Source organism: Streptomyces sp. NBC_00435, from assembly GCF_036014235.1.
Classification (GTDB): Bacteria; Actinomycetota; Actinomycetes; order Streptomycetales; family Streptomycetaceae; genus Streptomyces.
On the sequence record NZ_CP107924.1, the window covers coordinates 7740460 to 7765501 of the forward strand.

The 25042-nt window shown below is 74.1% G+C and carries 20 protein-coding genes and 1 pseudogene; 12 read left to right on the forward strand and 9 right to left on the reverse strand.

Going from position 1 to position 25042, the window contains the following annotated elements; all coding sequences use genetic code 11:
* Window positions 1–11: 11 nt before the first annotated feature.
* A complete protein-coding gene (locus OG389_RS34890) occupies window positions 12–2138 on the reverse strand; it encodes a PIG-L family deacetylase (protein ID WP_328303118.1) in 2127 nt (708 codons plus the stop codon).
* A gap of 412 nt (window positions 2139–2550) precedes the next feature.
* Here OG389_RS34890 and OG389_RS34895 point away from each other — a divergent pair.
* Window positions 2551–2880: pseudogene (locus tag OG389_RS34895) on the forward strand (oleate hydratase); the annotation flags it as partial.
* Between the two features lie 86 nt (window positions 2881–2966).
* On the opposite strand, the gene OG389_RS34900 reads toward OG389_RS34895, so the two are convergent.
* On the reverse strand, window positions 2967–5870 hold the full coding sequence (locus tag OG389_RS34900) for a collagenase (protein WP_328303120.1): 2904 nt from the start codon (window positions 5868–5870) through the stop codon (window positions 2967–2969).
* 377 nt (window positions 5871–6247) lie between these two features.
* Between OG389_RS34900 and OG389_RS34905 the strand changes: the two genes are divergently transcribed.
* The 4 genes from OG389_RS34905 (at window position 6248) to OG389_RS34920 (ending at window position 9358) form a co-directional block, all read left to right on the forward strand.
* Window positions 6248–6526 carry a hypothetical protein gene (locus OG389_RS34905; RefSeq protein ID WP_328303122.1) on the forward strand — a complete coding sequence of 93 codons (279 nt, stop codon included), beginning with the start codon at window positions 6248–6250 and terminating at the stop codon, window positions 6524–6526.
* A gap of 133 nt (window positions 6527–6659) precedes the next feature.
* Entirely contained in the window at window positions 6660–7274 is a 615-nt protein-coding gene (locus tag OG389_RS34910; protein WP_328303124.1) for a helix-turn-helix domain-containing protein, read from the forward strand.
* Window positions 7275–7351: 77 nt separating this feature from the next.
* Window positions 7352–7504 carry a hypothetical protein gene (locus OG389_RS34915; RefSeq protein ID WP_328303125.1) on the forward strand — a complete coding sequence of 51 codons (153 nt, stop codon included), beginning with the start codon at window positions 7352–7354 and terminating at the stop codon, window positions 7502–7504.
* 360 nt (window positions 7505–7864) lie between these two features.
* Window positions 7865–9358, forward strand: coding sequence for a UDP-N-acetylmuramoyl-L-alanyl-D-glutamate--2,6-diaminopimelate ligase (locus OG389_RS34920; protein ID WP_328303126.1), 1494 nt, complete (start codon window positions 7865–7867; stop codon window positions 9356–9358).
* 73 nt (window positions 9359–9431) lie between these two features.
* On the opposite strand, the gene OG389_RS34925 is transcribed toward OG389_RS34920, so the two are convergent.
* The 5 genes from OG389_RS34925 to OG389_RS34945 all read right to left on the reverse strand — a co-directional run bounded on the left by OG389_RS34925 (window position 9432) and on the right by OG389_RS34945 (window position 14026).
* Complete coding sequence (locus tag OG389_RS34925; RefSeq protein ID WP_328303127.1) at window positions 9432–9764, reverse strand: DUF1330 domain-containing protein; 333 nt, start codon at window positions 9762–9764, stop codon at window positions 9432–9434.
* A gap of 131 nt (window positions 9765–9895) precedes the next feature.
* A complete protein-coding gene (locus OG389_RS34930) occupies window positions 9896–10651 on the reverse strand; it encodes a DUF1295 domain-containing protein (RefSeq protein ID WP_328304335.1) in 756 nt (251 codons plus the stop codon).
* 56 nt (window positions 10652–10707) lie between these two features.
* Window positions 10708–12072, reverse strand: a complete 1365-nt coding sequence (locus OG389_RS34935) for a class I SAM-dependent methyltransferase (protein WP_443059488.1) — start codon at window positions 12070–12072, stop codon at window positions 10708–10710.
* Window positions 11958–12749, reverse strand: coding sequence for a DUF1365 domain-containing protein (locus OG389_RS34940; protein ID WP_443059392.1), 792 nt, complete (start codon window positions 12747–12749; stop codon window positions 11958–11960). Before OG389_RS34940 ends, OG389_RS34935 begins: the two co-directional genes overlap by 115 nt.
* Entirely contained in the window at window positions 12746–14026 is a 1281-nt protein-coding gene (locus OG389_RS34945) for an NAD(P)/FAD-dependent oxidoreductase (RefSeq protein ID WP_328303128.1), read from the reverse strand. Before OG389_RS34945 ends, OG389_RS34940 begins: the two co-directional genes overlap by 4 nt.
* A 529-nt stretch (window positions 14027–14555) precedes the next feature.
* On the opposite strand from OG389_RS34945, the gene OG389_RS34950 reads away from it, so the two are divergent.
* From OG389_RS34950 to OG389_RS34960, 3 genes are all read left to right on the forward strand, one after another.
* The gene (locus tag OG389_RS34950) at window positions 14556–16460 is read left to right on the forward strand and encodes an SDR family oxidoreductase (RefSeq protein ID WP_328303129.1); all 1905 of its coding nucleotides are present in this window, start codon (window positions 14556–14558) and stop codon (window positions 16458–16460) included.
* Window positions 16461–17891: 1431 nt separating this feature from the next.
* Complete coding sequence (locus OG389_RS34955; RefSeq protein WP_443059393.1) at window positions 17892–19277, forward strand: cryptochrome/photolyase family protein; 1386 nt, start codon at window positions 17892–17894, stop codon at window positions 19275–19277.
* 5 nt (window positions 19278–19282) lie between these two features.
* A complete protein-coding gene (locus OG389_RS34960; protein WP_443059394.1) occupies window positions 19283–20314 on the forward strand; it encodes a MerR family transcriptional regulator in 1032 nt (343 codons plus the stop codon).
* Here OG389_RS34960 and OG389_RS34965 read toward each other — a convergent pair.
* Window positions 20238–20876: an RNA polymerase sigma factor gene (locus tag OG389_RS34965; protein ID WP_328303131.1), complete on the reverse strand. Its 639-nt coding sequence runs from the start codon at window positions 20874–20876 to the stop codon at window positions 20238–20240. The genes OG389_RS34960 and OG389_RS34965 overlap by 77 nt on opposite strands.
* Window positions 20877–21099: 223 nt before the next feature.
* Between OG389_RS34965 and OG389_RS34970 the strand changes: the two genes are divergently transcribed.
* The 3 genes from OG389_RS34970 to OG389_RS34980 all read left to right on the forward strand — a co-directional run bounded on the left by OG389_RS34970 (window position 21100) and on the right by OG389_RS34980 (window position 23779).
* Window positions 21100–21849 (forward strand): GntR family transcriptional regulator, encoded by a 750-nt coding sequence (locus tag OG389_RS34970; RefSeq protein WP_328303133.1) that lies wholly within the window; start codon window positions 21100–21102, stop codon window positions 21847–21849.
* A gap of 464 nt (window positions 21850–22313) precedes the next feature.
* A complete protein-coding gene (gene trpS / locus OG389_RS34975; protein WP_328303135.1) occupies window positions 22314–23396 on the forward strand; it encodes a tryptophan--tRNA ligase in 1083 nt (360 codons plus the stop codon).
* A 191-nt stretch (window positions 23397–23587) separates the two neighbouring features.
* Window positions 23588–23779 (forward strand): hypothetical protein, encoded by a 192-nt coding sequence (locus OG389_RS34980; protein WP_328303137.1) that lies wholly within the window; start codon window positions 23588–23590, stop codon window positions 23777–23779.
* Window positions 23780–23786: 7 nt separating this feature from the next.
* Here the strand turns inward: OG389_RS34980 and OG389_RS34985 are convergent, their stop codons facing one another.
* A complete protein-coding gene (locus OG389_RS34985; protein WP_443059395.1) occupies window positions 23787–24230 on the reverse strand; it encodes a ribosomal maturation YjgA family protein in 444 nt (147 codons plus the stop codon).
* Window positions 24231–24382: 152 nt separating this feature from the next.
* Here OG389_RS34985 and OG389_RS34990 point away from each other — a divergent pair, with 152 nt between their 5' ends.
* Window positions 24383–25027, forward strand: coding sequence for a lysophospholipid acyltransferase family protein (locus OG389_RS34990; RefSeq protein WP_328303139.1), 645 nt, complete (start codon window positions 24383–24385; stop codon window positions 25025–25027).
* Window positions 25028–25042: the final 15 nt, after the last annotated feature.

The window sequence follows — 25042 nt, forward strand, 5'->3', positions numbered from 1 at the left end:
GCCCGCTCCGCTCAGCCCTGCCACCCGGAGTCCGCACGGCCGGCCTGCGCGATCACCGGGGGCTGGAGCGCCGGATGCCACGGGGTGGAGGCCGGACCGCCGCCGGGCGTCCCGGAGCCGGCCGGGGGAGCCGTCGTGATGTGCAGGGCGGCGTCGAGACCCACGGCCGCGGCGACGGTCGTGCCGTCCGATCCGGTCGCGGCCGCGGGTGCGCCCGTGTAGAGCATCTGGGACTGGTACCAGGCCGGTGTACCGTCCGGGCCCGATACGCCGATCGTGCCGGTCTCCGCGCGGCCCGCGAGGAACTGGCCCGCGATGCCGACGGCTCCGTAGCCGCCCTCGCCGCCCGCGTCGGTGACCGGGGAGAACGTCGGCGCGGACCCGCCGGCCGTGGCCAGGGTCGTACCGACGGTGCCCGTGCCGGGGTGGCGGAAGTACAGCTGGACCCCGTCGCCCCGCGGGCTCACGGAGAGCGGCCCGGTGGTCGCCGGCAGGCCGGTCCTGAAGGGGCCGCCGAACGGGGCGTCCGGCGCCGGCCGGACCCAGGCCAGTACGGACTGCGCCGTGGCCGCGTACACGTGGAGCCGCCCCGCGGCGTCGGTCGCGGCGACCGGGTCGCCCTGCAGACCGGCCCCGCCCAGGGACTGCCACGGACCGAAGCGGTCGCCCGGCACGGTCTGGGTGCGGGCGCGCAGGGTGTGCCGGGAATCGCGTACGAGCACGGTCACCCGGCCCGCGCCGTCCACGGCGACGGACGGCGCGCTGATCGCCGAGGTGAGGGACGGGTCCGACGGGTCCGGGGTGCCCAGCGCGGTCCAGGGGCCGAAGGCGCCGTCGGGCGAGGCCTGGACGGCGTGCACCACCTCGCGCCGGTACTCCTGGGGCGTGGCGCCCAGGACGGTGCGGGTGCCGAAGACGGCGATCCGGCCGTCGGGCAGCCGGACTGCCGTCGCGCCCGCGTCGATCCCGGTGCCAGGGAGGAACTCGGGCCCCTTCCAGGGGGCCCCGGGGCCACCGCGCACCCAGTACGCCATCTGGCCGTCGAGGGCGGCGAAGGCCCACAGCCGGCCTTCGGTGCCCTCGGTCATCCAGGAGGTGCCGTCGCCCCGGCTGTAGCGGATGGTCTGGTTCCACCCGGCGCCGGTGGGCCGGGTCGCGGTCTTGCGGTCGCCGCAGCCGGCGGGGCTCGCGCACCAGTCCTGGTGGTCCGTCCAGGCGTAGGTCTTCAGGTAGCCGAGCTTCTCCTCGGCCGTCTGTCGGTCGAGGGTCGGGGGGAGGGAGCTGTTGGGGTAGCTCACGTAGTTCTGGACCGAGAAGTGCGGCCGGTCCCCGAACTTCGCGTACCGCTCCGCGGCGGCCTGTACGAAGCGGGCGCCGTACATGTGGTCCTGGTGGTCGAGGAAGACGCGGCCGTCCTGTGTGCGGCCGGGTGTCGGGTCCTGCGTCCGTATCGTGGTCGGCCGGTACATCGCGAACACGTGCGCGACGGCCTCCACGGCCTGATCCCTGGTGTACGAGAACGCGGGCCCGGCCGGGGTGCCGGAGGTCAGCTGGGAGCCCAGGGCAGTGACCTTGCCGTCCCACAGGCCTCGGAGGCTGTCCGGATTGTCACCGGAGATGCTGCGGGCCTCGCGCATCTGCATCCACACCAGGCTGACCTCGGGCCTGGCCGCGAGCGTGTCCACCTCGGCGCTGCCGCCGCCCACGGTGGGTATGGACTTGCGCTGCCAGGCACTGACGCGGTTGCCGGTGGCCATCTGCGCGTAGGCCGCCCGTATGCCGTTCTGCCGGGCCTCCGCGTAGGCGGCGTGGTCGGCGGGGCCGGCGGGATCCTGCAGGTGCGGGCTGTGGGCCTCGTTGCGGCCGTCGGACTCGCCGGAGGTCAGGTAGACCGTCGCGATCTTGACGCCCGTCGATATGGAGCGGCTCAGGTCGGGGTTCATGAAGAAGAGGTCGTCGTCGGGATGTGCGACGACCTGGAGGACTGTGCCTTCGGTCACACTCGGCCGCAGGGCCGCTCCGGACGCCTCGGACTCCTGGGTGTGCCCGTATCCGTAGGCCCAGGTCGTCACTCCGACGCCGCTGACGGCGAGTGCGGTGACGAGGACCGCGATGCGGGTGCGGTTGGCCAGGAACATCTGCGACGCCTTGGGGATCGGTCCGGTGCGGAACTCCGGGGCGGGGCCGGGCCGGTGCTCCGTGGTCCCACCGCTTTCGGAGACGACCAGGCCCGATTATGCCTCGCGTGCTTGCGGCTGACACACCGTCAAGCGGTATATGAGGCTGTATCAAGTGGAATGCGACATATTGTCGAGTAGTCCGATTTGCCACCACTTGGGTGGCCAATCGGGTGGCCAATTGGGCCCCGGAGGTGACGCGGATCACGTGCGGGGGAGAGGGTCGCCGTGTCCTGAGGCGGCTGGAACCGAGAGGGGTTCGCGCGACCGCGCAAACCTCTTGGGGTCGAGAGGATGACGGCCTGGTTCGTGGGGTCCGGGCCGGCTCCCTGTCCGGCGCGGCCTCCCTCATCCGACGGGCCGGCCCGCGTGGGACCTGTGGGGGAGGATCGCCCGCCACGACGAGTCGTCCGGCCATCCCGAGGTGTTCTTCGGCAGCATCCCCGAGAGCAAGTGGGAATCGGCCACCGTCACCACCTTCGACCCGCGCATCCCCAAGCCGATCGGGAAGATCCCCAAGCCGATCGGGGAGATCGCCAAGCGCGATCCCTTCAGCGCCGGCCCACCGGATCGCGGTCCGGCTCTACGGCCGGTCCACCGAGACCACCCGGGACACGATCTTCACCACCGAGTATTCCGTGGGCACGGGCATGGAGGCCGCGTACCGACTGCTGGGCCGGCTCCAGGCGACGGGGATCGGTGAGCCCCTGATGGAGTTCGGTCCCGGCTGCGAACAGTCCGGGCGGGTCCGGCCCGCCCCTGCGAGGGGCGGGCCGGACCCGGGTGGGCTCAGAACTGGCTGGCGACGGTGACGCCGCCGAAGTCCTGGGCGGCGTGGAGGCTGATGTAGAGGTAGCCGGACGGGGGGTTGCTGACGGTGAGGGTCTCGGTGTTGCCGCTCTGGGTGGACTTGGCCGCGTAGTTGCTGGTGGTGGCCCAGCTGCTGGGGCTGTAGTAGAGGTCGGCGTTGCCGGTTCCGCCCGAGGCGGTGATCCGGAGCGAGGCGGTGCCGGCCGGCACGTTCACGTAGAAGTAGCGGTAGTTGCCGGCGGTGGCGGAGACGTTGGAGCGGACGCAGTCCGCACCCAGTACCCGGGTGTCGGTGGCAGTGCACTCCGCGGCGGCGGCGCCGAACCGGGTTGAGACGGTGGTGTTGGCGAAGCCCTGTACGGCGTACAGGCTGATGAAGACGCGGCCCGCCGGCGGGTTGCTGACGGTGAGGGTCTCGGTGTTGCCGCTCTGGGTGGACTTGGCCGCGTAGTTGCTGGTGGTGGCCCAGCCGGTGGGGCTGTAGTAGAGGTCGGCGTTGCCGGTTCCGCCCGAGACCGTGATCTTGAGCGAGCCGGTGCCGGCGGGCACGTCCAGGTAGAAGTACCCGTAGTTGCCGGTGGTGGCCGAGACGTTGGACCGGCGGCAGTTGTCGCCCAGTACGCGGACGTCCGGGTTGGTGCACTCGGTGGGCCCGGCGGTGCCGACCGTGACGGCCTTGCTCGTGGTGGCGGTCGCGCCCTTGTTGTCGGTGACGGTGAGCTTGACGGTGTAGGTGCCGGCCGCGGCGTAGGTCCTGGCCGGGTTGGTGGCGGTGGACCCGGCGCCGCCGTCACCGAAGTTCCACGAGCGGGAGGCGATGGTGCCGTCCGCGTCCGTGGAGGTGTCGGTGAAGTTGACGGTCAGAGCGTTCGCCGCGGTGGTGAAGCCGGCCACCGGGGCCTGGTTGGCCGGCGGGTTGGTGGTGCCGCCGCAGTCGCCGCCGGCGCACCTGGCCAGCCAGGCCGCGAAGTCGGCGTCGTAGCGCGTACCGATCGTGGAGGTCAGCAGGGTGCGGGCGGCGGCCCAGTTGCCGGTGCGGTAGTGGCCGAGCAGGGTGGTCACGTCCTGCGGGTGCGACTGGAGCAGGTACCGCACCGCCAGGTAACCCCACTGGTACACGCGGGTGGAGTCGGAGTTGTCGTAGGTGGTGTCGAACAGGGTGCTGAGCTTGTACGTGTTCTTGCCGGCCTCGGTGACGGCCTTGTCGTAGGTGACGTTGCGGTACGAGTACGAGATGTACTCGGCGAAGCCCTCGACCCACATCACGGTCGGGGTGGTCATGCCCAGGTCGAAGTCGCCGTACATGTCGAAGCGGCCGTCGAGGTAGTGGGTGTACTCGTGGTTGAGGTTCCAGATCTGGAACTCGGGCCGCACCCACTCCGCCTCGTAGGCGATGAAGCGCGGCTGGTTCCCGGCGGCGGCCGGGTCGCCCTCCAGGTACATGCCGCCGTTGTCGGTGCTGATGCCGAAGATGACGCCGGCGTAGGTCTGGTAGTCGGCGCTGGAGTCGAACGCCACCACCTCCAGGGAGGTGTTGTTGTCGTTCGCGACCGGGCCGCCGTCCTTGACCACACCGTGGAAGAAGGCGTCCTGGTTGGCCAGGCTGGTGCAGCTGGCGGCGAGTTCGGCGGCCGTCATCTGCTGCGCGACGATCCGCAGGCTCGGACTGCAGGTGTGATTGACGGTCAGGACGGCGGCGCGCACCCGGGCCGGCAGGTCACAGGTGCCGTAGTAGGCGCAGTTGGCCGCGTCGTAGGAGGAGGTCATCTCGGCCAGCGGCACCCAGAGGCCCGAGGTCCGGCCGGTGATCGCGGTGCGGTCGAGCAACTGCTTGACCAGCGGGCGGACGGTCGCCTGGAGCGCCGGGTGCTGCAGGAAACGTCCCAGTTCGCGGCCGGCGTTGGCCGTGAGGTAGGTCTTGTCGGTGCCCAGCAGGTCGTCGTGGGCGACGGCGAAGTCGCGCAGTGTCGTGAGGATGCTGGGGTCGGCCTGCACGGCGGGCAGGAACTCCGCGGTCTGGTGGCCGCGGAAGAGGATGCTGTAGGCGTTGTTGACCGCGGCCAGCATCGACCAGGAGCTGTCGTAGCTGGAGTTGTAGCCGGACAGCAGTCGCTTGACCACGCCGAGGTAGCGGGCGTTCTCCTGGGCGCTGTCGACCAGGATGACCGCCTCGGACAGGGTCTGCCCGTTGGCCTCGGTCACGTCGCCGGAGCGCGGCGCGGCGAAGAAGGTGTCCAGGGCGCCCTGGATGGAGCTCTTCAGGGCCGGGCCGTAGGTCCCGACGGTGGACGCGTTGTACCACTGCACGAAGTACCCGGCGCGCAAGTAGAGCACCAGCTGGCCGGTGGAGGTGCTGTTGTCGCCGGGGTAGCCGGCGGCCGAGGAGCGCAGGGCGTCGGACACCGAGACCATCTGGGCCTCGCGGAACGCGGCCTTCGCGTCGGTGCCCTTGAGCTGGAACAGCGTGTTCACGCAGTCGAGGCCGGAGGCCTTGATCTGCTGGACCAGGGCGGCGCCGGTCTTGGAGGTGAAGTCCGAGACGTTGCAGGCCGCGGCGAGGGAGCCGGCCCCGGGGGCGGACTTCGCGTCGTTCTTCCCGGTCCGGCGGGCCTGCGCGGGGTCCTCGGCGGCCCGGAGCGGGGCCCGCCCGGACAGGTCCGCGTCGGGCCGGTCGGCGTGCCCCGCCCTCAGCGCGGCGTCCGCGGCCGCCTGCGTCGAGGGCTGCGGGGCGACGCCGGACTTCGGGGCCGAGACCGGGGCGAGGTCCTTCGCCTCGCGCGCGAGGGCTTGGCCGGCGGGGGCGAGCATGGTCAGGCCCAGGCAGCAGGCCAGAGCGGCTATGAGGGGCCGGACACGGCCCTTGGTCGTGGGGCTTCTTCGCATGGGGGGTGGGCCTCCGAGCCGGTGAGCGGCCGTGCTGGCACACGGCGGTGGGGAGTAAGCACCGTGGCGGCAAGGGGAGTTGGTGGGGATTCCAACGCTGCCGCGCACACGGTGACGATGTGTGCGATGTAACATGGCACACATCACATGGCTCTGGAAGCCCCCAGGTGCGACATCGACGCATGACTGACCGTCGGATCGAGATCCTCCGGCCCATCTGCCGTTCTTGCCCCGGTTCGTTCGCGACGTGCCGCATGCGGTGGCCGCGCACGGCGAGCGGCTACCGTTCTGTGCCGGTCGACCTCCGTCCAACACCGCCCGGGGCCGAACGGGCCCGTCTTGAAGGGGAGATCCAGGGGCAGGGCGACACGCCGTTGATGAAGCTGTGCTGCGTCCAGCTGTTCCACGCCGGCGTACTCGAAGACGTCCTGCTCATCCGGCGGGCCAAAACGGCCAGTTTCGACGCCGACCGCTCGATCGACGTCCAGCTCCTCTGCGGCGGCGGACCCGACCGGACGGAGGCCTACCTCGCCGCGCACCGGTCCGAAGAGGCTCGGTCGGCCCTGGACCGCCTGGTGCGCTGCGAAGCAGCGGGGGACTTCGACGGCTTCTCCCCGGCCGGGCCGTCGGCCGGGTACACCGCGTACTACGCGTGAACCACCTGGGCCGTCCACACTCCGGCGCGCGCAGTCCGGTGGCGCGCGCAGTCCGGTGACCGGCAAAGCCCCCCATGCACCCCGGCCCCGGACACCTCCCGCGCCGTACCGGGCCCGGGCCCCGGAACGTGCCGTGGTCCGGGACGGCGACCCGGTGCAGACCGAGGCCGTACTCGACCGTCGTCCCGTCGAGGGCACGGACCGGGAGCGTGCGCTGCATCTGGTCTCGGCGGGCCTGGCGGAACGAGTGGCGGGGCCGCGGCTGCACGGCACGGGGCAGGTGCTCCGCTTCTCGCCCGACGGCGGACGGGCACCGGACCCTCCGTCACCCGCATCCGGCGGGGTGCCGGTCACGCTCGACGAGGAGGGGATCGGCATGGTGTGGCTGGAGCGCCCCGGACCGCCCAGGCAGCTCGACGAAGTGCTGCTGGACCCGGCTGGCCATCGCCGCCGAACACCCCGGGGCTCCCGCTCGACCGGCTCGGCACCCCCAGCTGTCCCACGCGGCACCGCCGACGTGGCCGCCGTCGCCCGGATCGCTGGCAGCGACGAGGACCTGGAGACCCTGCACGCCTACCGCGACACCGGCTCCCTGCGCCGCGCCGCCGACGTCCTCGACCGGAACCGGAGCAGCGTCGCCCGCCGCATCGACCAGATCGCGCGGACCCTGGGCATCGAACTCACCGAACCCGCCGGCCTGATGCGGGCCCGGCTCGCCCTGGCCGGGCGGTGGGTCCTCGAGGAATGAGCCCGCCCGCGCCGGGGCTCCCCCGCCGGGGCGTCGACGCGGCGCGCGGGGTGCGTGGGCGCACGTACACTCGGTCCATGAACCGCACACGCATCACGGGGGAGTGCCTGCCGCAGGCCGCCTTCGCCGCGCGTGGTGCCTGCGCGGACCGGACGGGCGTCAGCCCCCGGACCGCCTTCGACGGCCAGGCCCCCACGGTGGGCCGCGGCGTCCTGCACGGCCACGGCTAGCGCTTCCCCACCGCGCCCGGGCCGGTCCTTCCCCGCACCACCCGTACCACCACCGGCGACGGGCGCCGTTCCGGCAGACCCGGTGTGATCATCACGCCCGGACCCCCGCGGGCGTCTGCGGACCTCCACGCATCTTCCCGGAAACCGTCCGGGACCGTGCTGGACCTCCCGGGATCGCCCCCGGACCTCCCCACGATCGTCCCCGAACCACCCGAAACCCCCGGACCGGCCCCGTCGCTTCGGGAGCGGCGCAACACTCCCCCCCCACGCACACACCGTCACCGCAGCCCGACGCTCCGTCGCCGCTGCCGCCAGGCGAGGGCCGCACGCCGGGCCGTAGCCGCCTTCGAAGGGACCACCGTGAAACTCAGCGGGCTACTGACCGGCCACGACCACCATGTCATCCAGGGCGACGCCGGATCGACCCGGATCAGCGCGGGGGTCACCTTCGACGTCGACCGGGTGGTGCCGGGCTCGCTCTTCGTCGCCGTACCCGGTCACCGCGGGGGCGGCCCCGACTCCATCGGCGCGGCGCTCGCCCGCGGGGCCGTGGCCGTGCTCGTCGACGCGCAGGGAGCCGCCGCGCCGCGCGGACAGGAACTGCTCCCCGAGGTGTGCGTCGTACGGGTGCCGGACACCCGGAAGGCGGCTGCGGTCGCCTCCTCCCGCTACTTCGGCGAGCCGGGCCGGCACATGGACATGGTCGCGGTCACCGGGACCAACGGGAAGACGTCCATCTCCTACATGGTGGAGTCGCTGCTGAGGATCTCCGAGGGCGCCTCCGTCGGCGTGATCGGTACGGCGGGCAGCCGGATCGGCGACGAGATGATCCCGATGCCACCGACGGTGCTGACCACACCGGAGTCGCCCGACCTTCAGTACCTCCTGGGCCGCATGCGGGACCAGGGAACCGGCAGCGTGGTGCTGGAGGCCACCTCGATGGCCCTGCAGACCTACCGGGTGGACAGGACGTTCGTCGACGTCGGCGTCTTCACCAACCTCACCCAGGACCACCTGGACGACCACGGCACGATGGCCCGTTACACGAATGCCAAACTGCGGCTGTTCCAGGGGCTGTGCCGGCACGCCGTGGTCAACATGGACGACCCCGTGGGGGCCGGGATCCGGGCGATGATGCCGGGCGCGGTGACGACGTACGGCCTCGACACGGAGGCCGATTTCCGGGCCACGGACCTGATCGCGGACGCCTCGGGCACGCGGTTCACCCTGCACCACGCCGGCCGGGAGTATCCGGCGTCCATCCCGGTCCCCGGCCGGTTCTCGGTCTCCAACGCGCTGGCGGCCGTGGCGGCCTGTCAGGTCCTGGGACACGACCTGGACGGACTCGTCGCCGCGCTCGCGCAGATGCCGCCCGTCCCGGGCCGGTTCGAGCGCTTCGTGACCCCCGGCGGCACGTCGGTGATCGTGGACTACGCGCACTCGCCCGACTCCCTCGACAAGGTCCTCACGGCCATCCGCGGTTTCGCCCGGGGCCGGGTCATCACCGTCTTCGGCTGCGGCGGGGACCGGGACACCACCAAGCGGGCCGAGATGGGCCGGATCGCCGGGACCCACTCCGACCTGTGCGTGCTGACCTCGGACAATCCGCGCACCGAGGACCCCGAAACGATCCTGGACCAGATCGCCCCGGGCATCGAGGGCACCGGTACGCCGTACGAGCGCTCCACCGACCGCCGCCGGGCCATCGGCCTGGCGCTGGCCGCGGCGCGGCCCGAGGACATCGTCCTGGTCGCGGGGAAGGGCAGCGAGCCGCATCAGATCGTCGGCGAGGAACTGCTCCCCTTCAGCGACATGGCGACCGTACGGGAACTCGCTTCTCCGTCGGTCTCCTGACGGCGTGGCGGGCAGGAGCTCCGGGACACTCCTCCGGCCGGGGCCCTCAGCCCTCCGTCCTCCGCCCTACGAACTACGGCCGCAGCGATCGGGCCCGCTCGGCAGGGTCGTAGTCCGGCCCGACGCCCTCGATCAGCAGCAGGTCACCCTCGACATGGTCGGTACGCAGTCTCAGGATGGCCCGGTAGCCGGGAGAGGCGTACCAGGCACGTGCTTCGGTCAGGCCGGGGAACTCGATCAGCACCATGCTGCCGGGCCAGCTGCCCTCCACGACCTCGGTCGGCGGACCGTGGATGACGAAGCGGCCCGCGAAGGGGTCGAGGGTCGCCTGGATGCGCTCCAGGTACTCGGCGATGTCGGAGTGATTCCGGCGGCTGCGGAGATGGGCGAAGCCGTATGCGGACACCACGGTCCTCCTTGTTCCGGTGGGGTGATGGCCAGAACGTAGCCGGGGCGGTCGGGCGGTGCGATTACCCCGGAGGTAACGGCCGCCGGATCCGGAGCACCCGCGGAGTCCGCCGGCCACCGCCCTCCCGCTCAGCCCTCGTCCCGCGGGTGCTCCCGCACCCGCCGAGGCGGCCGCGGCAGGAAGCCGCTTGTCCGCGCGCGGTACCCGGCGTATCCGGGCCGGCCGGACATGTGCCGCTCCAGCAGTCGCTTTCCGCTGCCCGCGATCAGCAGGTACGACATGGTCAGCGGGGCCACCAGCGAGACGGCGGCGACTGTCACCGATCCGCAGGCCACCAGGTAGATCCCCCACCACACGCAGAAGTCCCCGAAGTAGTTCGGATGCCGGGTCCAGGACCACAGCCCACGGTCCATGATCCGGCCCCGGTTGGCGGGATCGGCCTTGAACCGGGCCAGCTGGTGGTCGCCCACCGCCTCGAAGCCGAGTCCCGCCAGCCACAGCAGCGCCCCTGCCGCCGCGAGCGCCCCGGGCCGCCCGCCCACGTACGCCCCCGCCTGTACCGGAAGCGACACCAGCCACACCAACGCCGCCTGGAGCAGGTACACCATGCGCAGCGCGTACAGGTTCCGGTCGCCCGGGGCCGCCCGGGCGAGCATCCGTTCGTAGCGCGGGTCCTCACCGTGGCCCCGGCCGCGCCAGGCGATGTGCCCGGCCAGCCGCAGCCCCCACACCGCGGTGAGCACCGTCAGCAGCAGGACCCGCCCGCCGCCCCCGCCCGCCATGGCGTACGTGGCCACCGCCACGGCGGCGAAGGCCAGGCCCCAGGCCACGTCGACCACCCGGTGCACGCGCCGGCGCACGCCCACCGCGAAGGTGACAAGCATGACGCTGAGGGTCACGGCCGCCGCGAGCGCGAGATTGGCACCGAAGCCGGACCAGTTCACGGCTGGTCACCCCAGACCCGGCCCGCGTCCCGTCCCCTGCCCCTGCCGTCGTCGTCAGTCAGCAGGATCTGGTGCACGTCCAGGTAGCCGGAGGCGAACCCGGCCTCGCAGTAGGCCAGGTAGAAGGTCCACATCCGTCGGAAGGTCTCGTCGAAGCCCAGGGCCGCCACCCGGTCCGCCCGCTGGGCGAACCTCTCCCGCCACAGTCTCAGCGTCTGCGCGTAGTGCGCCCCGTAGCCCTCGCACCGGGTCACCCGCAGTCCGGTGTGCCTGCGGGCCATCTCTTCGACCACCTGCACCGAGGGCAGCATCCCGCCCGGGAAGATGTACTTCTGGATCCAGGTGTACGTGTCCTTGGTGGCCAGCATCCGGTCGTGGGGCATGGTGATCGCCTGGAGCGCCACCCGCCCGCCCGGCGCCAGCATCCGGTCCAGCGTCGCGAAGTACACCGGCCAGTACTCGGCGCCGACCGCCTCGATCATCTCCACGCTGACGATGGCGTCGTAACTGCCGCGCGCCTCGCGGTAGTCGCACAGCCGCACTTCCACCCGGTCGGCCAGGCCCGCCGCCGCGATCCGGCGCAGGGCCAGCTCCCGCTGCTCCCGCGACAGGGTCAGCGTCACCACCCGGGCCCCGCGGCCGGCCGCCCGCAGGGCCAGCTCGCCCCAGCCGGTGCCGATTTCCAGCAGCCGGGTGTCCGGGCCCACCCCGGCCAGGTCCAACAGCATGTCGATCTTTCGGTGCTGTGCCTCGGGCAGCTCCCGCCAGGGCGCGGGCAGCGTGCGGAACACCGCCGAGGAGTAGGTCATCGTCGGGTCGAGGAACTCCCCGAATAGCTCGTTGGACAGGTCGTAGTGCCGCCTGATGTTGCTCCGCGAACCGTCGGGAGTGTTGCGTTCGGCGGAAGGCTGCCGCGCCGCCCACAGCCCGCGCAGCCGCTGCAGCGGGGCCGGCACCAGCGCCTCCACGTGGCCGGCCAGGACCGTCAGCACCGCCACCGGGTCCTGGGCGTCCCACTCCCCGGCGACGTAGGACTCGCCGAAGCCGATCAACCCCTCGGCGGCGATCCGCCGTTCGAAGGCCTGCGGGTCGTGGACGGCCATGGTCGGACCGCCCCGGCCGAGCAGCCCCGCCCGGCCCATGCGGACCTGGAGCGGGAGCCGGTCCAGCGCCCGGCGGATGATCACGCGTCCGACGGCCGCCCTCGTCAGGGAACAGGGCGGCACCTCCGGAAGGGCCGAAACCGTCACTTCACACCTTCCTGGGGTACGTGTGCGGGACGCGGCCGCACTTCGAGTCCGCGCAGCCACAGCCGGATGCCGTGGAACCGGATGCCCACGGCCACGGCGGCCGTGGACCAGGGACGGCGCAGCGCGGCGCGCAGCAGACCGGCCACCCCGGCCCGGCGCCGTTCGCCGCTCACCGCCGCGGTCAGCCCGGCCCCGTCCGGGGTGCCGGACAGCCGTACCGACAGCGCCAGCCGTTCGCCGGGCACCGGCAGCCGCATCCGGTACTCGCCGTCCACCCCGAAGAAGGGTGAGACGTAGAACTCCTTGGCCGTACGCGCGGTCGCGTGGGCGGCCTCCGGGCCGAGCAGGTAGACGTGCCGGCCGCCGTAGGTGTTGTGCACCTCGGCGACCACGTGCAGCAGCCGACCGTCCGGACCCTGGCACCAGTACACGGACAGCGGGTTGAAGACGTAGCCGAACACTCGGGCGTGGGCCAGCATCAGCACCCGGGAGCCGGCCGGGAGGGTCGCCCCGCGCGCCGCGAGGAAGGCGTCCAGACCGGCCCGGACGGTCGCCCCGCCGCCGAAGTGGTCCCGCGCGTCGAAACGCGCCAGCGGTCGCAATGGCCGGGGCAGCCGGGGGAGTTCCGCCAGATCGACCAGCCACATGTACGTGCGGTGCCCCAGCCGGTACGAGGGCCCGCCATCCCCGCCGCCCGACCGTACGTGGCGTATGCGGGTGTCGTAGAGCGCGGGACACGGAGGCGCCGCGCTCTCCCGGGGCCCGGCTGCGGGCGGGACGGCGCTCACCACCTCACCCCCAGCGCCGCGGCCGCCTCCACACCCGAACGGCAGCCGTCCTCGTGGAAGCCCCAGCCGTGATAGGCGCCGGCGAAGGCCGTCACCGGTCCGGACAGTCCGGGCAGCCGAGCCTGGGCCATCACCGACTCCGGTGTGTACAGCGGGTGTTCGTACAACATCTCGGCGATCACCCGGTCCGGACGCACCCGTTCGCCGCCACCCAGGGTGACCACGTACGGCTCCGGCGCGTCCAGGCCCTGGAGGCGGTCCATGTCGTAGCTGACCTGTACGGGCGCCTCCGCCGGACGGCAGCCGTCCAGCCGGTAGTTCCAGCAGCCGCGGGCCCCCGGGGCGCGGGGCAGCACGGAGTCGTCGGTGTGCAGCACGGTCCGGTTGCGGGAGTAGCCGAAAGCCCCGAGCACCGACCGTTCGGCCTCCGTCGGGTCGGCCAGCAGCGCCAGCGCCTGATCGGCGTGCACGGCGACCACCACCGCGTCGTACGCGGCCGGGGCCGCGTCGGCGGTGGTGATCAGCACCCCGTCCGCCGTGCGCGCGACGGACCGTACGGGCGCGCCCCTGCGGACGGCCCCCGGACCGAGTACCTCATGGACCCGCTCCACGTAGCGCGCCGAACCGCCTTCGACGGTCCGCCAGTTCGGGGATCCGCCCACCGAGAGCATCCCGTGGTGGGCCAGGAACCGGAACAGGTAGCGGGCCGGATAGGACAGGGCGCCGCCCGGCGGGCAGGACCACACCGAGGCCACCAGCGGGACGGCGAAGTGCCCGGTGAAGTACGGCCCGAAGCCGCCCCGGTCCAGGAACTCGCCCAAGGTGATCTCGGGCGACGCCGGGGGCGCCGCGAGCAGCCGCCGGGCCTGCCGGTGGAAGTCCGGCACCCGCGCCAGCATCCGCAGGTAGGCGGGGCGCAGCACGTTGGAGGGCCGGGCGAACAGTCCGCGCGGCCCGCGCGCCCCCGCGTACTCCAGTCCGCAACCCTCGCAGGAAACCGACAGGCTCATCGTGGTCGGCCGGGTGGCAACCCCCAACTCGCGGAAGAGCCGCAGGAGATGGGGGTAGGTGCGGTCGTTGTGCACGATGAACCCGGAATCCACGGAGCGCACCAGGCCGTCGGACCCTTTCACCTCGTGGGTGTGGGCGTGCCCGCCCAGCCGGTCGTCCGCCTCGTACAGGGTCACCTCGTGGGTCCTGGCCAGCACGTATGCGGCCGTCAGCCCCGAGACACCCCCGCCGACCACGGCTGTGCGCGGTCGTCCTCGCCCGGTCATCTCGCTCCCTTCCTCACGCTTTCACGGTTACTTCGGAGCCGGAGGGGGTCTCGGATGTGTGGGGGTGGGCTTTGTGACAAACGGTCGAGTCCGTCCCGGAGAAGCCGAGCGGCCGAGGGGCCGAGGACGCCTCGGACGTCGCAGGGGTGGGGGTGCGGCGTTACGGCAGGTGCGGTACGGCAGGTGGGGAGTGCGGTTCTGTGCTGAGCTGGGACGGGAGGGGGCGAGCGACCGTCTGCCCGGCATCGGCGGCCTGCCCGCTCGTGCGGCCCCCGGGGGGGCCGACGGCCCGTGGGAACGAACGCCCGGTCCGCGCATCCGGACGGGCCCACCCGACGGAATTCCTCCTGGGGACACGGAACGACGGCGGCGACGGCGAGGCCGGCGGCGGTAACGACGGCGGCGGGATCGGCGGCGACATCGGGACCGCCCGAGCCGCCCGGGACGGCCCGGACGACGGTGACGCCCCGGACGACGGGAACGACGGGCTTCCGCCAGGGGCCCGGCGGGTACGACGAGCGGAGACACCATGGCGGCGCGGACACCCCTGAACGGTACGGACACGTCACCCCGGAATGACGGCCCGGGCCTGCACTGCCTGGTCACCGGAGCCACCGGCTACATCGGCGGCCGCCTGGTGCCGGAACTCCTCGACGCCGGACACCGCGTGCGCTGCCTGGCGCGTTCCCCGGAGAAGCTGCGCGACCACCCCTGGGTCGCCCGTGCCGAGGTGGTGCGCGGAGACGTCACCGACGCCGAATCCCTGGAGCAGGCCCTGCGCGGCATCGACGTCGCGTACTACCTCGTGCACGCCCTCGGAACCGGCCCGGGCTTCGAGGAGCGCGACCGCGCCGCCGCCCGGACCTTCGGCGAACGGGCCCGCGCGGCCGGAGTACGCCGGATCGTCTACCTCGGCGGACTCACCCCGGCCGACGTCCCGCCCCGGGACCTCTCCCCGCACCTGCGCTCCCGCGCCGAGGTCGGCGAGATCCTCCTCGCCTGCGGGGTCCCGGCCACCGTACTGAGGGCCGCCGTCATCATCGGCTCGGGCTCCGCGTCCTTCGAGATGCTGCGCTACCTCACCGAGCGGCTGCCCGTCATGGTCACCCCCAGCTGGGTCGGCACCCGCATCCAGCCCATCGCCGTCCGGGACGTCCTGCGCTACCTCGTCGGCAGCGCCACCATGCCGCCCGAGGTCAGCCGGACCTTCGACATCGGCGGCCCGGACGTGGTCACGTACGAGGAGATGATGCGCCGCTACGCCCTCGTGGCGGAGCTGCCCCGGCGGCTCATCCTGCGCGTCCCCATGCTGACCCCGCGCCTGTCCAGCCACTGGATCGGCCTGGTGACCCCCGTTCCCAGAGCCTTGGCGCGGCCCCTCGCGGAATCGCTGCGCCACGAGGTGGTCTGCGACGAGCACGACATCGCCGACTGGGTACCCGACCCGCCCGGCGCCCCGATCGACTTCGACCTCGCCCTGTCGCTGGCCCTGCAACGGGTGCGGGAGGCCAAGGTGACCACCCGCTGGTCCTCGGCCTCCCTCCCCGGCGCGCCCAGCGACCCGCTGCCCACCGACCCCGACTGGGCCGGCGGCAGCCTGTACACCGACGAGCGGGAGGTGGCCGTGGACGCCTCCCCGGCCGCGCTCTGGCGGGTCGTGGAGGGCATCGGCGGGGACAACGGCTGGTACTCCTTCCCGCTGGCCTGGGCCGTACGGGGCTGGCTGGACCGGCTCGTCGGCGGTGTCGGCATCCGGCGCGGGCGGCGCGACGCCGCCCGGCTGCGGGTGGGGGACTCCCTCGACTTCTGGCGGGTGGAGGAGATCGAACCGGGCCGCCTGCTGCGGCTGCGCGCGGAAATGCGGCTACCGGGCCTGGCCTGGCTGGAACTGCACGCCGACCCACCCTCCGGGACTCCGCTGCCACCCCCGCCGGCTCCGAGCCCGGCGCCGCCAACCGCTGGGCGTTCATCGACTTCCCCGGGTGGGGCTGTCCCTGGGGGTGTGGCCCCGTCCTCGTCCGGCCCGGGTTCGGCGGAGCGTGGGCGAGGGGCCCCGTCGGCCTCACCGGGTGGGGCAGAGCTCTCGCGCAGGGCGCCCTCCACCACGCAGGGGCGAATGGGCCGCTCGGACGGGGTCCCGCACACTTCCCCGGTGGCCCCCGCCTCGGACGGCGGTGCCACCGGCTCCCGGTACCGGCAGCGGGCCCTGTTCCACCCGCACGGCCTGCTCGGTCACCTCTACTGGTGGAGCGTGTCCCCCTTCCACGCCGTCGTCTTCGGGGGCATGGCCCGCAACATCGCCCGCGCGGCCGAACGCCAGGAAGTCGCCGCTGCTCCGACCTCCACTGACGAGCCGCGCCCCCCGGTGTCCGGCCCGGCCGGAGCCGCGGACGGGCAGGGACGCGGGGCGGACGCGGCCCCGGCAGGCGGATGACGGCATCCACCGCATCGGTCGGGCCCCGCGCGCGCAGCCCTCTGCCTCACGCCCACGCCGGCCCGCGAGCGCCAGCCCACCGGCGCCCCGTCGCCATCCGGTCCCCCTGGGTCCTCGTCGCGCCGAGCACGTGAAATGGCCCCCGCTGTGCGGCGGTCCCTGCTCGGGGCGCAGGCCGCTGGTGGGCGTGCGGCGGGCCGAGGGGCGCGGCTTGCCCCTGGGTGTGCACGGCGGGCCGCACCTGGCGCAGGCTTGCCATCGGGCGTTCGCCGGTTCGCGCCTTGCGCCGGCCCGCCACCGCGCGGGCGGTGGTCCGCGCCCTGGACGTTGGCTTGCCCCTGGGTGTGCGGCGGTCCCGACCGGGGGGCGCGGTTTGCCCCTGGGTACGTGCAGGTGCCACGTGGCGCGGGCCCGCCGCTGTCCGGGCGGCGGTTCCAGGCCCGGGGTCCGGCCTGCCCCGGGTGTTCAGCGGTTCCCACCGCCTGCGGGCCCGCCGGTGCCCGGGCTCCGGCCCGCCACTGCACGTACGGCGATCGCCGACGCGGGCACCGGGCCTGCACCCGGGTCTGCGGTGGTCCCGACCGGGGCGCGGCCTACCCTCCGGGGTGTACGGCGGCCCCCGTCCCGGCTCCGGCCTGCCCCGGGCATGCGGCGGTCTCCGACGCGGGCGCCGGCCCGCCGCCGCATGTCGGCGGTCCTCGACGCGGCACCGGGCCGGCCCCGGGCGTGCTGCGGCCCCACCTGGCTCCGAGCTGCCACCACGCGTACGGCGGTCCCCGACACGGTGCCGGCCCGCCACCGCCGGGGTGCGGTCCTGGTCGCGGGCGCAGGCCTGCCACCACCCGTACGCCGGTCCCCGCCCCGGGTCCCGGCGTGGCCCCGGGCGTGCGGCGGTTGCCATCTGGCCCCGGCCTGCCACCACCCGTACGGCCGTCCCCGTCCCGGGCTCCGGCCTGCCACCGCCCGTACGGCCGTCCCCGTCCCGGGCTCCGGCCTGGGCCCGGGCGTCCGGCGGTTGCCATCTGGCTCCGGCCCTCCACCACCCGTGCGGCCGTCCCCGTCCCGGGCTCCGGCCTGGGCCCGGGCGTCCGGCGGTTGCCATCTGGCTCCGGCCCTCCACCGCCCGTGCGGCCGTCCCCGTCCCGGGCTCCGGCCTGGGCCCGGGCGTGCGGCGGTTGCCATCTGGCTCTGGCCTGCCACCGCCCGTGCGGCCGTCCCCGTCCCGGGCTCCGGCCTGGGCCCGCGCGTCCGGCGGTCCCCACCTCGGTCCGGCCTGCCCCGGGCGTACCGCCGGACCTCACCCCCGGCGCCGGCCCGTCGTCGCCGTACCGCGCCTCCCGAGTCGCCGCATCCGGGCAGGACCCCGGGGCCGAAGACCCCTTCGACAGTCAATGCCACCCACCCACCACCCCGACGCGGAGCCGAGCGCGCATGAACATCGCCGTCGTCCTGTACACCTCCGACCTGCGGCTCCACGACCATCCGCCACTGCGCGCCGCGCTCTCCTCCTGCGACCGCGTCGTCCCGCTCTTCGTGCGCGACCGCGCCATCGCCGCCACCGGCTTCGCCGCGCCCAACCGGCTCGCCTTCCTCGCCGACTGCCTCGCCGCCCTCGACACCGGGCTGCGCGACCGGGGCGGCCGCCTCGTGATCCGGTCCGGCGACCCCGTCGCCGAGGTCTGCGCCCTCGTCCAGGAGACCGACGCCGACGAGGTGCACATGGCCGCCGGGGTCAGCGGCTACGCACAGGACCGTGAGGAACGGCTGCGCGCCGCCCTGGAGGCCATGGGCCGCCGCCTCTACGTCCACGACACCGTCATCACCGCCGTCGCCCCCGGCGCCGTCCTCCCCGCCGGCTCCGGCTCCGACCACTTCGCGGTCTTCACCCCCTACCTGCGCCGCTGGACGGAACTGCCCCCGCGCCCCGTCACCACCGCCCCGCGGCTCATCCGTGTACCGGACGGCGTCGGTTCCGAGCCGCTGCCCGCACGCTCCGCCGTCACCGGGGTCTCCCCGGGGCTCGCGCGCGGCGGCGAGGGCGAGGCCCGGCGGCTGCTGACCGGCTGGCTGCGCGCCGGGATCACCCGCTACGAGGACGTCCACGACGACATGGCCGCGGACGCCACCTCCCACCTCTCCGCACACCTCCACTTCGGGACCCTGTCGCCCGTCGAGGCGGTTCACCGCTCCCGTGCGGCCGGCGGACCCGGCGCCGAGGCCTTCGTACGGCAGCTGTGCTGGCGCGACTTCCACCACCAGGTCCTCGCCGCCCGCCCCCGGGCCGCCACCGAGGACTACCGCACCCGCCAGGACCGCTGGCGCACCGGAGCCCAGGCCGAGGAGGAGGTACAGGCCTGGAAGGACGGCCGGACCGGCTACCCGGTGGTCGACGCCGCCATGCGCCAGCTCGCCCACGAGGGCTGGATGCACAACCGGGCCCGGCTGCTCGCCGCGAGCTTCCTCGCCAAGACCCTCTACGTGGACTGGCGCACCGGAGCCGGCCACTTCCTCGGCCTCCTCGTCGACGGGGACGTCGCCAACAACCAGCTCAACTGGCAGTGGGTGGCCGGTACCGGCACCGACACCCGCCCCAACCGGGTCCTGAACCCCGTCCGCCAGGGCCTGCGCTACGACCCCGAGGGTCGCTACGTCCACCGCTGGGTCCCCGAACTGGCAGAACTGCCCGCACCCCGGGTCCACGAGCCCTGGCGGCTGGAGGGCCTGGAGCGGGCCCGGTACGACTACCCGGACCCGCTGGTCGATCTCGCCGACGGCCTCGGCCGCTTCCGCCAGGGTCGCCCCGGCGCCGTATCCTGAGGCGGGTGGACCCCGTGCCGCCGCCCCCCGAGCCCGCCCTGAGCACCGGCGCGGTCGCCCGCCGCCTCGGCGTCTCCCCGACCACCCTGCGCTCCTGGGAACGCCGCTACGCCATCGGCCCCGCCCAGCGCGAGGACGGCAGGCACCGCCGCTGGACGCCCCGCGACATCGCCCGCCTGGAGGAGATGTGCCGGCTCACCGCGCGGGGCGTGCCCCCGTCCGAGGCGGCCCGCGCCGCGCTCGGCGCACCCGCCGAAGAACCGGCCGGCGCTCCCACCGCGACCCCGCACCGGGCACCGGGCCCGCACCGGGCACTGACCCCGGGTGGGCCAGGGGCCCTTCCCCTCGGGGAGGTCCGGCCGGAGGCCAGAGGGCTCGCGCGAGCCGCCGTACGCCTGGACGCGCCGGCCGTGGCGCGCCTGCTGGACGCCGCCCTCACGGAGCACGGCCCGGTCACGGCCTGGGAGGAGATCATCGCGCCCACCCTGCATGCCGTGGGACGCAAATGGGCCTCGGCGGGGGAGAGCTACGTCGAGGTGGAGCACCTCCTGTCCTGGCACGTCTCGGCGGCCCTGCACCGCGTCCGGCCCGCCCGCGAGCGGGCCGGTGCGATCCCCGTGCTCCTCGCCTGCGTACCCGGTGAACTGCACAGTCTGCCGATCGAGGCCCTCGCCGCGGTCCTCGGCGAACGGGGCCTGCCGGTACGGATGTTCGGTGCGGCCCTGCCCGCCGAAGCGCTGCGTGACGCGGTCCGGCGTACGGGGCCCCGGGCCACCGTGCTCTGGTCGCAGTCCCGTACGACGGCGGACCGGGTCCTGGCCCGCTCGGTGGCCGGCATCGAATGGGGGCTGCGCGGCGCGCGCGGCCGTTCGGCGCTGCTGCTGGCGGGCCCGGGCTGGGGTGTGGACGCCCAAGGCCCGTACGCGGAACGGCTGTTCGGGCTCCGTTCGGGCCTCGCGGTCATCGAGGCGCTGGTACTGGGCCCGGCCCCAGCGACTGCCGCAGGACGTGCAGCGCCCGCCGCATGTGGCTCTTGACGGTGCCCAGCGGGAGTCCGGTGCGGTCGGCGATCTGGCTCTGGGAGAGGTCGGCGTAGAAGGCGAGGGTCAGTACCCTGCGCTGCGTGAACGGAAGCCGGGCCAGCTCCCCGAGCACCAGAACCCGGTCCACGGCCTGCTCAGGCCCCGGCCGTCCGGCACAGGCGGGTGAGCGGCCGTCCCCGCAGGCCTCCAGCGCGGCGGCGGCCGCGACCCGGGCCCGCCGGGTACGGGCCTCCAGTGCGTCGGCGACCTTGTGGCGGGTGATCCCCGTCAGCCAGGCCCCGGGCCCGCCAGGTCCCGGACGGTAGCCGCCCCGGCCGCGCCAGGCGGCGAGGAAAACCTGCTGGGTCACGTCCTCGGCCTCCCGCTCGTCACCGAGCGACCGCCGGGCCATCGCGTGCACCAGCGGCCGCCAGCGTACGTACACGGCCTCCATGACGTCCTCGTCACCCGCGGCGAGGAGCGCGGAGAGGGCGGCGTCCCGGTCCACGGCCGCTTCCGCGGGGAGGGCGTGGCCGTGGGTGCGCCCGTAGGAGTGCCCGTAGGTGTGGTCGTCCATGGGACGAGCCTCGCCAGCCGTGCGGGGTCCGCCAAGTTGCATCGTTTCCGCACCGTTTTCCGGCCGCTGGGCGTCCTTGGCGTCCGGGTGGGCCTTCCCGCCCGCATGTACCAGACTGGTACCAGATGCGGTGCGGGCGCCCCGGCCCGCGCCGCTCCGCCCGGCTCACGGCCCCGCCCGGGCCGGGCCGCCGCCGCGGGCCCAGGGGAAGCGGGAGTCGGTCATGTCCTTGGATCCGGTGTTCAGCCCCGTGTCACCCGACGGCGCCCAGCCGCCGTACGTCCTGGCCAAGCAGGCCCTGGCGCACGCCGTCGCGGCCGGCGTCCTGGCCCCGGAGCAGCGGCTGCCCTCGGAGCGGCACCTGTGCGAGCAGCTCGGCATCAGCCGCTCCACCCTGCGCCGGACCCTCAAGGCCTTGGAGGAGGACGGGCTGGTCGAGTCGTCCGAGCGGCGCGGCTGGCGAGTGCGGCGGGTCGGTTTCAGCCACTCGGCGGACCGGGCCGGCCTGGCCGACTTCGGTGAGCTGAACCGGGGCCTGGGCCGCGCGGTCACCGCCCGTGTGCTGCGCGCCCGCACCCGGCCGGCCACCTCACAGGAGGCCGAACGCCTTCAACTCGCCACCCGGGACGCCCTCTTCGAGCTGCGCAGGCTGCGCTTCCTGGACGGCCTTCCGGTGTGCGTGACCTACGACCTCGTCCCCCTCGCGGTCGCCCCGGCCGCGCCCGGGGCGGACTTCACCACCGCATCCCTCTTCGGCGTTCTGGCCGCCGCCGGGCACGTCCCCGTCGGCGCCCGGTACACGGCCCGCGCCGCGCTCGCCGACGCAGGGCAGAAGCGCCTGCTGGAACTGAGCGGCCCCTCGCCCGTCCTGAACACCCGCCGCCTCGCGCTCGACGCGGACGGCATCCCCTGCGCCGACACCGATGAGACCTACCGGGCCGACCGCTACGAGGTGCGGCTCACCCTCGGCTGACCTGTACCGGACGGCACGACCGGGAGCGCCCAGGCGTCCGGGCAGGACGGCGGGGCCGGTCCCGTCACGCGCTACGGCGCGCCAGCCCGCCGATGCGGGACCTTCGGTCCGCCGGACCTTCCCTCGACCCGGGACCTTCGACGACTGGACCACCGCCAACCGTCCCCTCTCGTCCTCGGGGTGTGGAACTGGCCCGGTTCGGGGCGTATATCTGGAACATCTGGTCTGCCTCTGGTTCAGGTGTGGAGGTGTGGCCGGTCTCTTCACCCGGCGCGAACCTGGATCACGCGCGCGTTGGGCGCCCCGGGCCGCGGGTTCCCCCACGGGTGCGAATGCGCGCACCCACAGGGCGCGACGACGGACCGAACGGGCACCACTGAGGGGCGAAGGCCCGGAGCCCCGGCATGCGGCCCGCCCCCGGCCGGCCGCCCCCGGCACCGCCGACTACCGAGCAGGAGAGCACCATGAGCACGCAGGACCCGGACACCTCCCCGGCCCCCGACCTCCCGGTGGCACGGCGGCGCAGCGCCGAGCTGGAGGGGCTGATCGCCGCCGATCCGGGCCGGTTCAGAGTGCTGACCGGTGACCGGCCGACCGGACGGCTGCACCTGGGGCACTACTTCGGCACCCTGCAGGGCCGGGTCCGGCTCCAGGACCTGGGCGTGGACACCTTCGTGATCGTGGCCGACTACCAGGTCCTCACCGACCGGGACGTCGCCGAACACCTCGCCGAGCACGTCGAGGACCTGGTCCTCGACTACCTGGCCGCCGGGATCGACCCCGAGCGGTCCACGATCTTCACGCACAGCTCGCTGCCCGCACTCAACCAGCTGCTGCTCCCCTTCCTCTCCCTGGTCTCGGTGGCGGAGCTGCGGCGCAACCCGACCGTCAAGGACGAGATCGCCCACTCCCGGCAGGCTTCGGTCAGCGGGCTGATGTTCACCTACCCGGTCCACCAGGCCGCCGACATCCTCTTCTGCAAGGCCAACCTGGTACCCGTCGGACAGGACCAGCTCCCGCACCTGGAAGTCACGCGCACCATCGCCCGGCGCTTCAACGACCGCTACGGCCAGGGCAGTCAGGTGTTCCCTGAGCCCGAAGCCCTACTGTCCGCGGCCCCGCTGCTGCTCGGCACCGACGGCACCAAGATGAGCAAGTCGCGCGGCAACGCCATCACCCTGTCGGCCACCGCCGACGAGACCGCCCGCCTGATCAAGGGAGCCAGGTCGGATGCGACCCGCCGCATCAGCTACGACCCGGCCACCCGCCCCGAGGTATCCAGCCTCGTCCTGCTCGCCGCCCTGTGCCAGGAGCGGGACCCGCGGACGGTCGCGGAGGAGATCGGCGACGGTGGCGCCGCGCACCTCAAGAAGGCCGTCACCGAGGCGGTCAACGAGCGTCTCGCAGCGCTGCGGGCGCGCCGTGCGGAGCTCGCGGCCGACCGCGGGCACGTACGCGAAGTGCTGAGGGCCGGCAACGAACGGGCCGGCGCCGTCGCCGAGGCCACGCTCAGCGAGGTCCGCGCGACCATGGGGATGGCGTACTGAACCAGGCCTTCACCGTGCACGTCCGGGCCGTCCCGGTGGACGGATCCCTGATCGCACGGGGCACCCTGGGCACTGCTCCTCGCCGACCCCTTCGGCCGGTCGGGCTTCGCCGTGCCCGGAGCACGCCGGCGCCCGGGTCCCAGGCTGGCTGGCCGGCGCCCACGCCGGGCGGGTGCGGGACCGGTTCGCAGATGTGCGCCTTCTGCGGGGTCGCGGCCTGCCGGCACTGCGACGCGCCCGCATCGGCCCGTGCGGGCTGCGAGATGAACGCCTGCCGGGCCTGGGCGGGCGACACCTGCTCCGAAGCGGCGCCCGAGGCCTGCCACACCGCGGACCTCACCGCGAAGGGTTCGTGCGCCTCCGGCGACGGAGCCCGCGACTGAGGTCTGTTCACCCTCCAGGTGCCCGCCGCCTCCCGCTGACGAGGAGCGGCCGCGCCGCGATGTGGACCAGCCAGCCGGCCGCCGCACCGACCGCGTACCAGAACAGGTCGGGCGGATTGAAGGTGGACCCCAGTACGAGGCGGGCGAGGGTGCTGTGCCGGGAGAGCTCCGCCGGCACCGGGGTGAGCTGCAGGAACTCCACCGCCCAGCTGGTGGCCAGCGCGCCCGCGGCGGCCCGTACGGGTCGCACCCGCGGCACGGCCAGGACGACGAGGGCGAGGACCAGAACGGCGTACAGCGCGTCCCCTCCGTACTTGGCCACACTGCCCGTTGCCACGGCCCGTAGCCCCAAGCCCACACCGACGGTCAGCACCACCGCCCCGGCCGCCGCCAGACGGGCCGGGGTCAGGCCGGTGCCGACGGGGTCACGAGTTCCGGGCAGGAGAGTCACAGGGGCACACTGCCAGACGGTCCGCACGCGTCATCTCCCGCCCCGTCGCCGTGCGGGCCACGTACCCAGGCGGGTTGAGTACGTGGACTCATGCCGGGCCGGGCGTCGCCCGGCACGCTGGGGGCATCGAAGCCGCGCTCCCAGGAGGTCCCATGATCAGCCGTGTCGCCGCCGCCCTGGCCCCGGTGTTCGGCCGGATGACCGTCACCGCCGACGCGTCGGGGCCCGTCGTGGGCGGGACGATCCTGGTAGCCAACCACACCAGCCTGTTCGACCCGGTCGTCGTGGTCGCCGCGCTGCGCGGACTCGGCGTCGACCCGGTGGTCATGGCCACGGCCGGGCTGTGGCGGGTCCCCGTGCTCGGCGGGGCGCTCGCCCGCGAGGGGCACATCCCGGTGCACCGGGGAACGGCCCGCGCCGCACGCTCGCTCGCCGACGCCGCCGAGGCGCTGGCGGCGGGCAGGTGCGTGCTGATGTACGGGGAGGGCGGGATTCCGGCCCGCCGCGACTCGGGCGAGGCCGAGCCGCTGCCCTTCCGCAGCGGCCTGGCCCGGCTGACCCGGAGCACGGGCGCGCCCGTCCGCCCGGTCGGCCAGGCGGGTGCCCGCCGCGTGAGCTCAGGGACGGCGGCCAAGCAGATCGCCGGAGTACTCACGGCCCCGGCCCGCCGGCCGCGCGTCCACGTCCACGTGGGTGCGCCGCTGCTCCTGCCGGATGGCCTCCCGGAGGCGACGGCCGTGGCCCACGGCGCGGTGACCTCGGCCTGGCGCACCGCGGTGACCCGCCTCGCCGCGTGAAGCCGGCTACGCCGG

Bases quoted from the DNA above. Each gene is read 5' to 3' on its own strand.
- trpS (WP_328303135.1), top strand. From the start codon at position 22,314: ATGAGCACGCAGGACCCGGACACCTCCCCGGCCCCCGACCTCCCGGTG.
- OG389_RS34965 (WP_328303131.1), bottom strand. From the start codon at position 20,876: ATGGACGACCACACCTACGGGCACTCCTACGGGCGCACCCACGGCCAC.
- OG389_RS34905 (WP_328303122.1), top strand. From the start codon at position 6,248: ATGAAGCTGTGCTGCGTCCAGCTGTTCCACGCCGGCGTACTCGAAGAC.
- OG389_RS34970 (WP_328303133.1), top strand. From the start codon at position 21,100: ATGTCCTTGGATCCGGTGTTCAGCCCCGTGTCACCCGACGGCGCCCAG.
- OG389_RS34955 (WP_443059393.1), top strand. From the start codon at position 17,892: ATGAACATCGCCGTCGTCCTGTACACCTCCGACCTGCGGCTCCACGAC.
- OG389_RS34890 (WP_328303118.1), bottom strand. From the start codon at position 2,138: ATGTTCCTGGCCAACCGCACCCGCATCGCGGTCCTCGTCACCGCACTC.
- OG389_RS34990 (WP_328303139.1), top strand. From the start codon at position 24,383: ATGATCAGCCGTGTCGCCGCCGCCCTGGCCCCGGTGTTCGGCCGGATG.
- OG389_RS34915 (WP_328303125.1), top strand. From the start codon at position 7,352: ATGAACCGCACACGCATCACGGGGGAGTGCCTGCCGCAGGCCGCCTTC.
- OG389_RS34930 (WP_328304335.1), bottom strand. From the start codon at position 10,651: ATGCTTGTCACCTTCGCGGTGGGCGTGCGCCGGCGCGTGCACCGGGTG.
- OG389_RS34950 (WP_328303129.1), top strand. From the start codon at position 14,556: ATGGCGGCGCGGACACCCCTGAACGGTACGGACACGTCACCCCGGAAT.
- OG389_RS34900 (WP_328303120.1), bottom strand. From the start codon at position 5,870: ATGCGAAGAAGCCCCACGACCAAGGGCCGTGTCCGGCCCCTCATAGCC.
- OG389_RS34945 (WP_328303128.1), bottom strand. From the start codon at position 14,026: ATGACCGGGCGAGGACGACCGCGCACAGCCGTGGTCGGCGGGGGTGTC.
- OG389_RS34980 (WP_328303137.1), top strand. From the start codon at position 23,588: ATGTGCGCCTTCTGCGGGGTCGCGGCCTGCCGGCACTGCGACGCGCCC.